Annotated in this window: 12 protein-coding genes; 7 read left to right on the top strand and 5 right to left on the bottom strand. The window is 74.1% G+C overall.

Annotation, left to right across the window (positions count from 1 at the left end):
- Positions 1–23: 23 nt before the first annotated feature.
- Positions 24–893: an HhH-GPD family protein gene (locus AC3RJ8_RS14275; RefSeq protein WP_489715647.1), complete on the bottom strand. Its 870-nt coding sequence runs from the start codon at positions 891–893 to the stop codon at positions 24–26.
- A gap of 574 nt (positions 894–1,467) precedes the next feature.
- On the opposite strand from AC3RJ8_RS14275, the gene AC3RJ8_RS14270 reads away from it, so the two are divergent.
- Positions 1,468–2,343 carry a hypothetical protein gene (locus tag AC3RJ8_RS14270; RefSeq protein WP_489713224.1) on the top strand — a complete coding sequence of 292 codons (876 nt, stop codon included), beginning with the start codon at positions 1,468–1,470 and terminating at the stop codon, positions 2,341–2,343.
- 3 nt (positions 2,344–2,346) lie between these two features.
- On the opposite strand, the gene disA is transcribed toward AC3RJ8_RS14270, so the two are convergent.
- Both disA and radA read right to left on the bottom strand, forming a co-directional pair.
- Positions 2,347–3,432 carry a DNA integrity scanning diadenylate cyclase DisA gene (disA, locus tag AC3RJ8_RS14265; protein ID WP_489713223.1) on the bottom strand — a complete coding sequence of 362 codons (1,086 nt, stop codon included), beginning with the start codon at positions 3,430–3,432 and terminating at the stop codon, positions 2,347–2,349.
- 9 nt (positions 3,433–3,441) lie between these two features.
- Complete coding sequence (gene radA, locus AC3RJ8_RS14260) at positions 3,442–4,884, bottom strand: DNA repair protein RadA (RefSeq protein ID WP_489713222.1); 1,443 nt, start codon at positions 4,882–4,884, stop codon at positions 3,442–3,444.
- A gap of 150 nt (positions 4,885–5,034) precedes the next feature.
- On the opposite strand from radA, the gene AC3RJ8_RS14255 reads away from it, so the two are divergent.
- The 5 genes from AC3RJ8_RS14255 to AC3RJ8_RS14235 are packed head-to-tail and all read left to right on the top strand — an operon-like array spanning position 5,035 to position 8,691.
- The gene (locus tag AC3RJ8_RS14255; RefSeq protein WP_489713221.1) at positions 5,035–5,697 is read left to right on the top strand and encodes a hypothetical protein; all 663 of its coding nucleotides are present in this window, start codon (positions 5,035–5,037) and stop codon (positions 5,695–5,697) included.
- A gap of 23 nt (positions 5,698–5,720) precedes the next feature.
- Positions 5,721–6,581 (top strand): pyrroline-5-carboxylate reductase, encoded by an 861-nt coding sequence (proC, locus tag AC3RJ8_RS14250; protein ID WP_489713220.1) that lies wholly within the window; start codon positions 5,721–5,723, stop codon positions 6,579–6,581.
- 3 nt (positions 6,582–6,584) lie between these two features.
- Positions 6,585–7,187, top strand: a complete 603-nt coding sequence (locus tag AC3RJ8_RS14245) for a TetR/AcrR family transcriptional regulator (protein WP_489713219.1) — start codon at positions 6,585–6,587, stop codon at positions 7,185–7,187.
- 41 nt (positions 7,188–7,228) lie between these two features.
- Positions 7,229–7,978, top strand: a complete 750-nt coding sequence (locus AC3RJ8_RS14240; RefSeq protein WP_489713218.1) for an ABC transporter ATP-binding protein — start codon at positions 7,229–7,231, stop codon at positions 7,976–7,978.
- Positions 7,975–8,691 carry an ABC transporter permease gene (locus AC3RJ8_RS14235; protein ID WP_489713217.1) on the top strand — a complete coding sequence of 239 codons (717 nt, stop codon included), beginning with the start codon at positions 7,975–7,977 and terminating at the stop codon, positions 8,689–8,691. Before AC3RJ8_RS14240 ends, AC3RJ8_RS14235 begins: the two co-directional genes overlap by 4 nt.
- 33 nt (positions 8,692–8,724) lie before the next feature.
- Here AC3RJ8_RS14235 and AC3RJ8_RS14230 read toward each other — a convergent pair whose 3' ends face one another.
- Positions 8,725–9,396: a potassium channel family protein gene (locus AC3RJ8_RS14230; protein ID WP_489713216.1), complete on the bottom strand. Its 672-nt coding sequence runs from the start codon at positions 9,394–9,396 to the stop codon at positions 8,725–8,727.
- 83 nt (positions 9,397–9,479) lie between these two features.
- Entirely contained in the window at positions 9,480–10,898 is a 1,419-nt protein-coding gene (locus AC3RJ8_RS14225) for a TrkH family potassium uptake protein (protein WP_489713215.1), read from the bottom strand.
- A 49-nt stretch (positions 10,899–10,947) separates the two neighbouring features.
- Between AC3RJ8_RS14225 and AC3RJ8_RS14220 the strand changes: the two genes are divergently transcribed.
- A complete protein-coding gene (locus AC3RJ8_RS14220) occupies positions 10,948–12,123 on the top strand; it encodes an acetoin utilization protein AcuC (protein ID WP_489713214.1) in 1,176 nt (391 codons plus the stop codon).
- The last annotated feature ends 85 nt before the right edge of the window (positions 12,124–12,208 follow it).

The following is a 12,208-nucleotide window of genomic DNA, read 5'->3' as shown; positions in this document are numbered from 1 at the left end:
GTGCGGAGGGTCCCGCTGATTCGTCACACCGGCAGCAGGTAGCGCCCCGCCTCGTCGGTCTCCGCCAGGCCGTCCTCGACGAGCCCGGCGAGGCACCGGTCGAGCTGGGCCGGTGGGCCGGCGTCGGTGAGCAGCGCGCGGGGGACCGGGGTGTCAGCGCCGCGCAGGGCGGCCATGACGCGGCCACGGACCTGCCGATCCGTCCCCTCCCAGGCCTGGGTCCGTCGTCGGGCGGCGTGCTCGTCCGCGGGGAAACCGGCGAGCCGCCAGGCGCAGGTCGACCGCAGCGGGCAGGCCTCGCACCGTGGCGCGCGGGCGGTGCACACCAGCGCGCCGAGCTCCATGGAGGCGGCGGCCCAGGCTGACGCCGTCGCGTCGTCGTCCGGCGCCAGCGAGGTGGCGAGACGGCGTTCGGCCGCCGTGTACGACGGTGCGGGCAGCGCGACGCCGGTGACGGCCCGGGCCTGCACCCGGCGGACGTTCGTGTCGACGACGACGGCACGCCGCCAGAAGGCGAACGCCCGCACCGCCGCTGCGGTGTACTCGCCGACACCCGGCAGCGCCAGCAACGAGGCCTCGTCCGACGGCACCAGGCCGTCGTGCCGGTCCACGACCGCCCGGGCGCAGTCCGCGAGCCGCAGCGCCCGGCGGGGGTACCCGAGGCGCCCCCACGCCCGCAGCACGTCGGCCGTCGGGGCCGTCGCGAGGTCGGCAGGCGTGGGCCAGCGCTCCATCCACTCCCGCCACACCGGTTCGACCCGCACGACGGGCGTCTGCTGGAGCATCACCTCGCTCACCAGGACGCCCCACGGCGTGCGGTCGGTGGCCCGCCACGGCAGTGCCCGGGCGGCGTCCTCGTACCACGCGGTGACCCGCTCGACCAGTTCCTGCACGGCGCCATTGTGCCTGGTCCGGGCCCCCGGGTGATCCCGCCGGTACCGCGGCGCGGCTTCGTGGAGGAGCGCGCGCGACGACGTAGCGTTGCCGCGGAAGGACGTGTCAGGAGGCAGGGGCGTAGTGGCGGCAGCGAAGGACCGGGGTCGGAGCGACCCCTCGCGCGGACGGCGGACGACGCCGTCGGCGCGCTCGGCGGCGGGCGGCTCCGGCGGGTCGTCGCGGTCCTCGACGTCCCGGTCGACGTCCTCGCGGTCCTCGTCGGCCCGCGGTACGAGCGGCACGGCCGCGAAGAAGTCGCCGCCCCGCAAGCTGGCGGCCAAGGGGTCGGCTACCGGGAAGGCGTCGGCCGCCAAGGGATCGACCGCGAAGAAGCCGGCGTCCGGGTCGAAGACGTCCGCCGCGAAGAAGCCCGCGTCGGCCGGACAGCGGTCGGGGCAGCGACCGGCGGCGAAGAGGTCTGGCGGCCAGCGACCGGCCTCGGCCACGAGCGGCTCGGCGAGCTCCCGCGGTGCTCGCGGCCGGACCGGCCCCGCGCCGCGCAAGCCGGCGGCAGCCCGCTCCGGGCGCAAGGTGACGACGAACGGGCTGGTCGCCCCGGGCGCGACGCCGCGCCCCCGCGCCAAGCCGTCCGCGCGCACCGCACCGCGGCCCCGGCCGAAGAAGCCGACGGCGCGTGAGCTGCGCCGTCGTCGTGCGCTGCGCAACGGGACGCTGCTCGTCCTGCTCGGCGTCGGCCTGCTCGTCGGGCTCGGCACCGCGAGCGGGTACGGGATCGGCCGGGCCGTCGACGTCGTCCGGGAGGCGTGGCCCGAGCCGCGCCCGGACCTGAGCGCCGACAAGGTGTCGCCGCCGGAGCCGATCGACCTGTTCGGCCCCGCCGAGACCTGCCTGCCGAGCGCCGTCGTCCTGGACGTCACCCCGGGCACGGGCACGCTCAGGTCAGGTGAGGTGCTGTCGTTCACGCTGCGCGTCACGAACGACGGACGGATGCCGTGCCTGCTGGACGGGCGGGGTTCCAGCATGCAGCTCGTGGTGACGGACGCCGAGGGAGAGCGTGTCTGGTCGTCCGCCGACTGCGGGAGCGCCGGCGGTGACGACCTCCTGCTCGGCGTGGGGCAGGCCTGGGACCGGACCGTGCGGTGGAGCGGGTCGTCCTCGTCGCCGGGCTGCGAGGGCAAGCGGGAGCGGGTCCCGGCGGGGGACTACTCGGCCACGATGGCCCTGGCGGACGTCCCCGACGCGGCCGGCGACCCTGCGTCGATCACCGTCGCCGAGCCGCCGGCTCCCGAGCCTGAGAAGTCGGCCGAGACCGAGAAGTCGACGGAGCCGGAGAAGTCGGCCGCGAGTGACGATGAGGACGACACCTCGAAGGACGTCGCCGACACCGAGGGTGACTCGGGCGAGACGAAGGACCCGCCGGCCGGGGACGACGAGAAGAAGGACTGATCCCTACACGTAGCGTTCGAGGATGCTGGACTCGGCCAGCCGGGACAGCCCCTCGCGGACCGCACGGGCCCGCTGGTCCCCGACCCCGTCGACGCCCATGAGGTCCTCGGCGCTCGCCGCCAGGAGCTTCTGCAGCCCGCCGAAGTGGGCGACCAGCCGGTCGATGATCGACGTGGGCAGCCGGGGTACCTTCGACAGGAGCCGGTACCCGTGGGGGGCCACGGCCGCGTCGAGGGCGACGCCGCCACCGGGCAGGTCGAGCACGCGGCCGATCTGCGACAGGTCGAGGAGCTGCGCCGAGTCGAGCGCCGCGAGATCGGCGTGGACGTCCTGGATGGTGCGCCCCGGTCGGTCCACGTCGACGTAGTCGCGCACGACGAAGTCGCGGTCGGCGCCGATCCCGCCGAGGAGCTCGTCGAGCTGGAGCCGCAGCAGCCGGCCGTCGGTGCCGAGCTCGACGACGTAGCCGTCGATCTCGTCGGAGATCCGGCGCACCATCTCCAGGCGCTGGACGACCGCGCAGACGTCGCGGATCGTGACGAGGTCCTCGATCTCGAGGGCGGAGAGGGTCCCGGAGACCTCGTCGAGGCGTGAGCGGTACCGCTCCAGGGTGGCCAGGGCCTGGTTGGCGCGCCCGAGGATCGTGTCGGAGTCCTCCAGGACGTGCCGCATGCCGCCGATGTAGATCGCCACGATCCGCATCGACTGGCTGACCGAGACGATCGGCAGGCCGGTCTGCTTCGCGACGCGCTCGGCGGTGCGGTGCCGGGTGCCGGACTCGCTCGTCTCGATCGTCGGGTCGGGCAGGAGCTGGACGGCGGCGCGCCGGATGCGGGTGGAGTCCCGGTCGAGGACGACGGCGCCGTCCATCTTGGACAGCTCGCGCAGCCGGGTGGCGGAGAACTCGACGTCGAGCACGAACCCGCCGGAGCAGATCTCCTCGACGGTCTTGTCCAGGCCCAGGACGATCAGTGCGCCGGTGCGGCCCCGCAGGATGCGTTCGAGGCCGTCCCGCAGCTCGGTGCCGGGGGCGACCGCGGCAAGGGTCTCCCGCAGCAGGGCGTCGGGGTGCGCGTTCGAGGGAGCCACCTGCGCATTCTACGACGGACTGTCCTCCCGGGGACGGGTTGTCCGCGTGGTGTCGCCCTGAGCCGCGAGCTCGACCGCCTCGGCGATGTGTCGCGCCTCGGCCAGGCGGAGACCAGCAGGTGCCTTGACGGAGGTGCCGGCCGGTACGACGGCGCGGCTGAACCCCAGCCGTGCGGCCTCGGTCAGGCGTCGCTCCAGCCCTGTCACCGGCCGGATGTCGCCCGCGAGCCCGACCTCGCCGACCGCGACCGTCCCGGCCGGCAGGGCGTCCCCGGTACGCGCCGAGACGATGGCCAGCGCGGTGGCGAGGTCCGCCGCCGGTTCCGTGACCCGGGCGCCGCCGATGGTCGAGGCGTAGACGTCGGAGTCCGCGAGCCGCAGGCCGGCGTGCCGGTGCAGCACCGCGAGGATCATGGCGAGGCGCTGGGACTCGACCCCGCTCGTCGCCCGCCGCGGGTTGGCCAGGGGGGACGGCGCCACGAGCGACTGGATCTCCAGGGCCAGCGGACGGCGACCCTCGAGCGTCACCGTGACACAGGTGCCCGGCACGCCCGCGCCGAGGTGGGACAGGAAGAGCCCGCTGGGGTCGCTGAGCCCCACGATCCCCGACTCCGACAGGTCGAAGCAGCCGACCTCGTCCGTGGGGCCGAACCGGTTCTTGACCGCCCGCACCATCCGGAGCCGCGAGTGGCGGTCGCCCTCGAACTGGCACACCACGTCGACCAGGTGCTCGAGCGTGCGGGGTCCCGCCACCGTGCCGTCCTTGGTGACGTGCCCGACCAGCAGCACCGGCACCTGACGGACCTTGGCCGCCGCGATGAGCGCGCCCGCGACCTCCCGCACCTGGCTGACGCCGCCGGGCGCGCCGTCGACCTCCGCCGAGGCGATGGTCTGCACCGAGTCGACCACCAGCAGCGCGGGGTCGGCGGCCTCCAGGTGCCCGAGCACCGTGGCCAGGTCGGTCTCGGCCGCCAGCAGGAGCGTGTCCGCCAGCGCGCCGATGCGTTCGGCCCGCAGCCGGACCTGCCCGGCCGACTCCTCGCCCGTCACGTACAACACGGGGCGGGCCACGCCGTCGGCCCCCCGGGCAGCGTTCGAGGCGACCGAGAGCAGCAGCGTGGACTTGCCGACGCCCGGTTCGCCCGCGAGCAGCACCACCGCCCCGGGCACGAGACCGCCGCCCAGGACCCGGTCGAGCTCCTCCACGCCGGTCGGGGTCGCCCGGGCGGCGTCGACGTCGATCTCCGCGATCGGGCGGGCGGCCGAGCGCACCGGGTTGACCGCCGTCGTGCGCGGTCCCGCCGAGGCCGGACCCTCCTCGGCGACGGTGCCCCACTCCTGGCACTCCCCGCAGCGGCCCACCCACTTCGCGGTGGTCCAGCCGCACTCGCTGCAGCGGAATGCCGGACGGGAGGACTTGGCGCGCGAGCGCGCGGAGGTGGTGGTGCTCACGGGGCCACGCTAGGTCCCGTCACCGACACCGGACGGAGCCCGGTCCCGACACCGGTGCCGGGACCGGTGCCGTCGCGGACGCCAGGCCGTAGGCTGCTGCGCGACACCCTCGTCGGCAGCGCCGCGCGAGGGGAGAGCAGGAGGACGTCGATGGTCGACCAGAGGCCCGGGTACATGTCCCCGGGATTCCGGACCCCGGGGGACAAGGTGCACCAGAAGAAGTCGCGGGCCGCCGTCGTCCGTCGCCGCAAGGTCGGGCTCGTCGTCGCCCTCGTGGTGATCGCGGCCGTCGCCGTGGTCACCGCGTTCGTGTGGCCGGGGTTCGCCCGCCAGGACGCGGACCCGCAGCCCGACACCACGGTGACCGCCGCCCCGCCCACGCCGACGGCCGAGCCCGCGGAGCTCCCCGAGGACGCCACCGAGCTCCTCTCCGCCCTGCCCGACGACGTGCTGCAGCTCGTCCGGCTCGACGTCGCCGAGAGCGACTGGGTCGAGGGCGCCGACGCCATCGAGGCGTGGGAGGTGACCTACGGCGACGGCTCCGACGGCGGTGCGCAGGTGGCGCTGGTGGCCGGCCAGTGGGCCGAGCCGGAACCCGCCGCCGAGGTGCACTCCGCGCTGCTGGAGGCCGCCGGCGACCCCGTCGCGGAGGGCGACGTCACCGTCGACGGCGAGACCGTCGGCCCGTACGTCGTCACGCCGGGCGCGGCCGCGGGCGAGTCCGTGGTGACCTGGCGCAACGGCACCGTGGTGTTCCAGGCGACCGGCCCCGACCAGCTCGTCCAGGACTTCTACCAGGCCTTCCCGCTGTAGGGCACCGTCACAGGAGAGAGCAGATGACCACGCAGATCGCCGGCACGAGAGTCGCCTTCCTCGGCACCGGGAACATGGCCGAGGCGGTCCTCGCCGGAGCGCTGACGTCGGGCCTCGCGCCGTCCGACGTCGTCGCCACGGTGCGCCGTCCCGAGCGCGGCGCCGAGCTCGCCGAGCGGTACGGCGTCGGGACGACGACCGACAACGCCGAGGCCGTCGCGGGGGCGAAGGTCGTCGTCGTCGGCGTCAAGCCGAAGGACGTCGCCGCGATGCTCGACGCCGTGGCGGGCTCCCTCGCCGCGGACGCCGTCGTGGTGAGCGTCGCCGTCGGCCTGCCGCTGTCGGTCTACGCCCGCCACCTGCCAGAGGGGCAACCGGTGGTGCGGACCATGCCGAACACGCCCGCGCAGGTGGGTGGCGGGGTGACCGCCGTCGTCGCGGGCCCCACGGCCGCGGAGGCGGACGTCGCGCTGGTCGAGGCCCTGCTGGGCGGCACCGGAGAGACGCTCCGGATCACCGAGAAGGAGATCGACGCGTTCGGCGCGGTCGCCGGTTCGGGGCCCGCCTACGTGTTCTACGTGGTCGACGCCATGGCCGAGGCGGGGGTCCTCCTCGGGCTCACCCGCGACGTCGCCCGCCGGCTGGCGGTGCAGACCGTGCTCGGGTCGGGCCTGCTGCTCGCCGAGACCGGCGAGCACCCTGCGATCCTGCGCGAGAAGGTGTCCTCGCCCGGTGGCACCACCATCCAGGCGTTGAAGCGCCTGGACGACGGCGGCGTGCGGGCCGCGTTCCTCACGGCGATCGAGGCGGCGCGGGACCGTTCGCGCGAGCTGGGTGCCGAGCTCGGGACGGAGCCGCAGGCTCGGCCGACGCAGCGAGGCTGAGCCGTGTCGGACGGAGCGACGTCGCGTCGTGGTCGGCGGCCCGCCGGTCATGGGACGCGCGAGCTCGTGCTCGACGCGGCCCGGGCGGAGCTCCTCGAGCGGGGCTACGACGCCGCCTCGGTCCGGGGCGTCGCGCGGCGTGCGGGCGTGGACCCCGGCACGGTGCGGCACTGGTTCGCCGGCAAGCGGGAGCTGTTGACGGCCACGCTGGGCATCTCGCCCGTCGATCCGGCGGCGATGGTGCAGGGGGCGCTGAGCGGCCCGGTCGACGAGCTGGGGGAGCGCCTGGTGCGAGGCGTCCTGGAGCTGTGGGACGGCGACGGCGGCGCGACCGTCCGGCTCGTGATGCCGGCGGTGATGGCGGATCCAGGGCTGCGGGCCCTGCTGCCGGGCTTCCTGGGCTCCGAGGTGCTCGGCCCGATCGTGGAGCGGCTCGGCGTCTCCGACGCGCGACGACGCAGCTCCCTGGTCGCCTCGCAGGTCGCCGGGGTGCTGCTGACCCGGTATCTGGTCCCGATCGACCCGCTGGCGTCGATGCCTGCCGACGAGGTCGCCCGACTGGTGGGCCCCACGATCCAGCGCTACCTCACGGGCGAGCTGGCCTGAACCTCTTGCGCGGCGGCTCTGCCAGGAGCAGAATTCACCACATGGCGAAAAAGTGGACGGGCCCGGTGGTCCGGACCCGCGGGCTGGGCGTCGAGCGCGGTGGGCGCCAGGTGGTCGACGGCCTCGACCTGGACGTTCCCGCCGGGCAGGTCGTCGGCCTGCTCGGCCCCTCCGGTTCCGGCAAGACCACGCTCCTGCGCGCTCTCGTGGGCGTCCAGGACCACGTCACCGGTGAGGCGACCGTCCTCGGTGAACCGGCCGGCACCGCGATTCTCCGACGCCGCGTCGGGTACGTCACGCAGGCGGCATCGGTCTACACCGACCTCACCGTGGCCCAGAACCTGCGGTACTTCGCCCGCCTGGCCGGCGTGCCGGCGTCGGGCACCGCGGACGCCGTCGCGGCCGCCGTCGACACCGTCGACCTCGCCGGCCACGAGGACCAGGCCGTGGGCACCCTGTCCGGCGGGGAACGCTCCCGCGTGTCCCTCGCCGCCGCGCTCGTCGGGGACCCCGAGGTGCTCGTCCTCGACGAACCGACCGTCGGGCTCGACCCCGTGCTGCGCCGCGACCTGTGGGCCACCTTCCGGGCGCTCGCCGCCGAGGGCCGCACGCTGCTGGTGTCGAGCCACGTCATGGACGAGGCCACGCAGTGCGACCGGCTGCTGCTCCTGCGTGCCGGGGCGCTCGTCGCCGACACGACCCCGGACGAGCTGCTCGCCACCACCGGGGCCCCCGACGCCGAACGGGCGTTCCTCGCGCTCGTCGACCGCTCGACCCAGGAGTCCCGATGATGCTCGTCACCGCCGGCCGGGTGCTCGCCCAGCTGCGCCGCGACCACCGCACCGTCGCCCTCATCCTCGCGCTGCCCTGCCTGCTGCTCGGGCTGATCGCCTGGATGTTCGACGGCACTCCCGTCCTCGACCAGTTCGGGCCCCTGCTGGTCGGGATCTTCCCGCTCATCGTCATGTTCCTCGTCACCAGCGTCGCCACGCTGCGCGAACGGCAGTCCGGCACGCTGGAACGCCTCATGACCACCCCCGTGCGCCAGGGGGACCTCGTGGGCGGCTACGCGCTGGCGTTCGGCGCGCTGGCGCTGCTGCAGGCGCTCGTCGTGGTCGGCTTCGCGCTCGTCGTCGGCATGGAGGTCGCCGGCCCGGTCTGGCTCGTGGTCCTCGTCGCCCTGCTCAACGCCCTCCTGGGATCGTGCCTGGGCCTCGCCGCCTCCGCCCTCGCCCGCACCGAGTTCCAGGCCGTCCAGATGATGCCCGCCCTGATCTTCCCGCAGCTCATCGTCTGCGGGCTGCTCATGCCGCGCGACCAGATGCCCGAGGTCCTCGAGTGGATCTCTCGCGCGTTCCCCCTCACCTACGCCGTCGACGCCATGCAGCAGATCGCCGCCGGTGCCGGGTGGGCCGACGTCGCCGGCGCGGTGGGGGTCACCGTCGCGTTCATCGTCGGGGCCGTCGTCCTCGGTGTCGTCACCCTGCGCCGACGGACCCCGTGAGGTTCGCGCCCGACGCGGCGCTGCCGAGGGACGTCAGGGCCTCGCCGAGAACCGCTCCAGCAGGTCCGCGTGACCCGAGCACACCAGCAGGTCGTTCGCGCTGACGCGCGTCTCCGGCGTCGCGTAGGCGAAGTCGATCCCCGGGGACTTCACCCCGATCACCGTCACCCCGTACTTCTTGCGGATGTCGGACTGCGCGAGCGTGAACCCCTGCATCTCGCGGGGCGGGCGCATCTTGACGATCGTGAACCCGTCCTCCACCTCGATGTAGTCCAGCATCTTGCCGCTGACCAGGTGCGCCACCCGCGACCCCGCGTCGGACTCCGGGAACACGACGTGGTGCGCCCCGATGCGCGTCAGGATGCGACCGTGCTCGGCGGAGACCGCCTTCGCCCAGATCTGCGGCGTCCCGAGGTCCACCAGGTTGCCCGTGATGAGCACCGACGCCTCGAGCTGCGTCCCGACCCCGACCACCACGACGCCGAAGTCCCTCGCGCCGAGCTGCTCCAGCGCCTCCGGGTTCGACGCGTCGGCCTCCACCACGGGGAGCCGGCCCGACCACTGCGCGACGAGACGGTCGTCGGTCTCCACGGCGAGCACGTCCTGGCCGAGCCGGTCGAGCGTCGTCGCGATCGCCGACCCGAACCGGCCCAGCCCGATCACGAGCACACCGGCGTCCCGCTCGGACGCCTTCTTCTCAGCCACCTGTTGTTCCTCCAGCTCGTCTCAGCGGTCTACCTGGCGTGTCTGCCGGGTGGGTCTGCGGTTTGCTTCGCTGCACCTCCGTCTCACCCGATGACCGGGCGCTCCTCGGGGAAGCGTACGACGCGCCGCCGGTCACGCAGCGCGATGGCGCCGAGGACGGAGATCGTCCCCACGCGGCCGAGGTACATCAGCGCGCACAGCACGTACTTGCCGCTGTCCGGCAGGTCCCCGGTGATGCCGGTGGACAGGCCCACGGTGGCGAACGCCGAGATGACCTCGAACAGGATCTCCGACAGCGAGAAGTCCGTGATGCTGAGCAGGGCGATGCAGGAGGCGAGCACCATCGTCGCGCCGATGAACACCACGGCGATGGAGAGTCGCAGCGTGTCGCGCGGGATGCGACGGCCGAACACGTCGATGTCCCGGTCGCCGCGGGCCTCCGCGAGGATCGCCAGGAGCATGACCGCCAGGGTGGTCACCTTGATGCCGCCCGCCGTCGACGCCGACCCGCCGCCCACGAACATCAGGGCGTCCATCACCAGCCAGGACTCGCCGTTCATCTCGCCGGTGTCGACCGTGCTGAACCCGCCCGACCGCGGCATGACCGACGCGAACGCCGCGGACAGGAGCTTCGTGGGCACGTCCTGCTCGCCGAACGTGCGCGGGTTGGTCCACTCCATCGCCCCGATGGCCACGAATCCCGCCACGAACAGCGCGACGCTCGTGCTCACGGTGAGCTTAGTGTGCAGCGAGAGGTGGCGGTACCAGCGCCGGCCGTACCTGCGCGCCTGCAGGAGATTCGCCATCACCGGGAAGCCCAGCGCCCCCACGAACACGCCCAGGCCGATCGGCACGACGACGAGCCAGTCCGAGGTGTACGGCATCAGGCCGTCGGTGGTCGGGACGAAGCCCGCGTTGTTGAACGCCGAGACCCCGTAGAAGACGGCGTGCCACAGCGCCGAGCCGAAGCTCTCGCCCAGTGCCAGGAACCGGGGGAGCAGGATCGCCGCGACCGTCGCCTCGATGCTGACCGAGACGACGACGATGAGCCGGATGAGGTAGCCGACCTCGCCCAGGCTGCTGGTGCGCACCTTGGCCTCGGAAGCCGTCAGCAGCTTCTGGGTGAGACCGATGCGCCGCGAGACGGCCATGCCGAGCAGGGAGGCGAGGGTCATCACCCCGAGCCCGCCGATCTTGATCCCGGCCAGGATGACGGCGTGCCCGTACTCGGACCAGTAGGAACCGGTGTCCACCACGACGAGCCCGGTCACGCACACCGCCGAGACCGCGGTGAACAGCGCGTCGACGAAGCGTGCCCCCTCGCCGGACCCCGTGGCCCACGGAGGCAGCAGCAGGAGGGTGAAGACGACGATGACCGCGCCGAAGACGGTCATCGCCAGGCGCGCCGGGTACTCCCGGGCCGTGCGGTCCGTCCACTCCCGGAGCGTCGCACCGCGGTCCCGCCACCTCGTCGCCACCGACCGGTTCCTCCGTCGTCTCATCCGCCAGGCGTCTGGCCCAGCCTGCCACGGGTTCGGCTACCGTGGCGGGATGTCCGTCGCCCGGCTGCTGTGGAGCCCCGAGCTCCTGACCTACGACTTCGGCCCGGGGCACCCGATGGCGCCGGCCCGGCTCGACCTCACCCTGCGGCTCGTCACGGCGTTCGGTCTGCTGGACCAGCCCGGGCTCGGCCTGGCGCCGATCCCTCCGAGCAGCGACGCGCTGGTCCGCACGGTGCACGACGCGGAGTACATCGCCGCGGTGCAGCACGCGGCGCGGACCGGCGAACCGGACCTGGCGCGCGGCCTCGGCACCGAGGACGACCCCATCTTCACCTCGATGCACGAGTCCGCCTCCCGGCTCGTCAGCGCGTCGGTGGCGGCCGCCGAGGCGGTGTGGACGGGCGAGGTGCAGCACGCGGTCAACGTCGCCGGCGGGATGCACCACGCCCGTCGGGGTGCCGCCTCGGGGTTCTGCGTCTACAACGACGCCGCGGCCGCGGTGCAGCGGCTGCTCGACCTGGGTGCCGAGCGGGTGGCGTACGTCGACCTGGACGCCCACCACGGCGACGGGGTCGAGTCGATCTTCTGGGACGACCCTCGCGTGCTGACGGTGTCGGTCCACCAGGACGGTCACACCCTCTTCCCGGGCACGGGCAACCCCGCGGACACCGGTGGCCCCGGCGCGGAGTGCTCCGCCGTGAACGTCGCCGTGCCGCCCCGTACCGACTCGGCGCGCTGGCTGCGGGCGGTCGACGCCGTGGTGCCCCTGGTGCTGCGAGAGTTCCGGCCGGACGCGATCGTGTCGCAGCACGGCACGGACGCGCACGGCAACGACCCGCTGACGGACCTGAACGTGGGGATCGACGCCCAGGTGGAGGTGGCCTCGTGGGTGCACGCGCTGGCGCACGAGCTGTGCGACGGCCGGTGGGTCGCGCTGGGCGGGGGCGGCTACGCCGTCGTCGACGTGGTGCCGCTCGTGTGGTCGGCACTGGTGGCGGAGGCGGCCCACGTGCCGATCTCGCCGGGCAGACCGCTGCCCGCGACGTGGCGCACCGCCGCCGAGGAGATGTCCGGGCTGGTGCCCGCGACGGCGCTCGGGCGCGGCGAGGTGGCATGGCGGTCCTGGAGCGAGGGCTACGACCCCTCGGACGCGGTGGACCGAGCGGTGCTGGCGACCCGCCGGCACGTCTTCCCGGGCCTGGGTCTCGACCCGTTCCTCGACTGAGCCGGAGGAGCGGAACCGCAGGTTCGATCGACAGCGGCTCGACCGACGTTCGGGGCACCGCCTCGGGTCGGGTATTCTGGGGGAC

This window comes from Isoptericola sp. MSGPD8_1_ISO-PGPR-S23-394, assembly GCF_058072785.1.
Note: the sequence above shows the minus strand (reverse complement) of the source record. Positions and strands in the feature narration are given on the sequence as shown.